General features: G+C 71.3%; 1 protein-coding gene. It reads right to left on the bottom strand.

Annotated features, from left to right (window positions below; genetic code table 11):
- Nucleotides 1-40 precede the first annotated feature (40 nt).
- The coding region (locus GKQ77_RS32280; RefSeq protein ID WP_219692691.1) for a tetratricopeptide repeat-containing protein at nucleotides 41-1,889 on the bottom strand (1,849 nt) is incomplete at its 5' end.

Raw genomic sequence — 1,889 nt, 5'->3', positions numbered from 1 at the left:
GCGCTGAATCGGCCCGGGGGGCCGGGGGGGCCTCGCGCGGTCAGGTCCCGTGCGAGGGTCCGTCCTCCATGTCCTCCCCGGCCTGCTCTGCCGCCAGGGCGCGACTGACTTCTTCCACGTCCTCGCGGGCCGCGCGCGTGATCCTGGTGTTCTGGTCCGGATTCGCGAGCAGTTCTTCGTAGAGGGCGAGGGCCTGCTGGCAGGAGCCTGCCGCGTACGACGCACGGGCCCGGCACAGCAGGGAGAGGGGGCGCCATTTGGCGGCGCTCTCCTCGTCCGAGTCCAACGCGGCGTCGATCAAATCCAGTTCGCGGACGGCCGCGCTGTGCTGTCCGCAGTTGCGGTGGATGCTGCTGAGCTGGAAGCGGGACCCGAGGGCCGTCGGGTGGTGGGGCGGCAGGGAGGCGAGGAGCTGGTCCAGGACGAGGCGCAGATCGGCCTCGGCCTCCTCGTCACGGTGAGCCCAGCTCAGCAGCCGGGCCCGCTGCTGATAGAGCTTCACCAGGTCGCGGCCCGCCGGCTCCCTCGACCTCAGCGCCGATTCGTACCGCTCCAGGAGCTTGTCGAGGATCACCAGGGCCTCCGGGGCGCGGTCCTGGTCGATGAGGTTGCCGCAGAGCAGTGACGAGATGTCGAGGTACAGGTCCGAGTCCTGTTCGCCCGCCCGCTCCAGTCGGCCCAGCTGATCGCGGTGCACCTGCTCGGTCTCCGGCAGCAAACCCGCTTCTTGCAGGGCCAGTGCCACGACATGGAGCGCCGCCACGTCGACCACGTCCCTGGGACCCGCGTCCAGCGCGCGCAGAAGCTCACGCGCCTCGGTCTGCGCTGCCTCGGTCCGGCCCCCCTTGGCGAGTACGCGCACGTAATCGGCGTGGACGGCCACGGCGCTTTGGACATCGGGATCCGTGCGGCGCAGCAGGCGCAGGACGGCCTGGTACTCGTGCTGGGCCTGGTCCAGGTTCCCGGCGCGCCCCAGTTCGTGTGCCCAGGAGGCCCGCGCCCAGACCGCTGCCGCGTCCTCCTCGCCGACTTTCGCGCGCATCGACAAGTACGCCTGGTGAACGGCTTCGAGACCCTCGGAGAGGGTGGTGCGGAGGTACTCCTGGGTCGGGTGCCCGTCCGGGAGTTCCGCCGACCGGTCCCGGAGCAGCCGGGCCAGTACGTCATCGGCGCCGCGACTGTTGGAGGTGACGGCGTAGCCGTGCGCCTTCTTCCCGGCCCACAGGAACGCGGCAAGAGACGTGACCTCCTCGCGCGGCACGGCCCGGATCCCGGCCTCGATGTGCGGCAGGACGAGCTTCCACACCTTCCATGTCTCCACCACACGGAAGTCGAGTCGCGAGGCGGAGAGAGCCACGGCCGAGGCCGCGTGCCACACCCGCTCCCTTTCGGCCCCGGCAGCCTCCCGGAGACGCAGCGCATTCGCCTCAAGGACCAGAGGGTGTGCCGTCAGGCACGGGAGCCGTTCCGTCAGAGGTTCGCCGCTATCGCTACTCCTGCTGAACGTGACGTCCTCCACGGCCAGCAGACCGAGGTCGACCAGCCCTTCGAGCGCCGCCTCGCAGCGGTCCGCTCCGGGGCTCTCCGGGAAGAGCCCCGAGTCCTCGAGCACATCCAGATCGAGCAGGAACGCGGGCACCGGGGCGTGCGCGAAGCAGGAGAGCAGGCGCATGAGGAGCCGGGCCTCGGGCAGGCCCTGCTCCTCCAGCAGATCGAGGCTGATCTCCCACGTGCTGCTGATAAGGCGCCGGTAGTGCCGCTGGTCGCCGTCCGCGCCGGACGCGGTTTCGGGGCCGCCGCCCTCGCCCCGGTCCAGCAGGCCGGTGCCGAGCCGGTCCAGCTCGCGCGCGTACCCCGCGAAGTCCCTCACGTGCCCGTCACCCGCGCCC

The sequence above is a fragment of the Streptomyces anatolicus genome (assembly GCF_019400875.1).
Lineage (GTDB): Bacteria > Actinomycetota > Actinomycetes > Streptomycetales > Streptomycetaceae > Streptomyces > Streptomyces anatolicus.
Note: the sequence above shows the minus strand (reverse complement) of the source record. Positions and strands in the feature narration are given on the sequence as shown.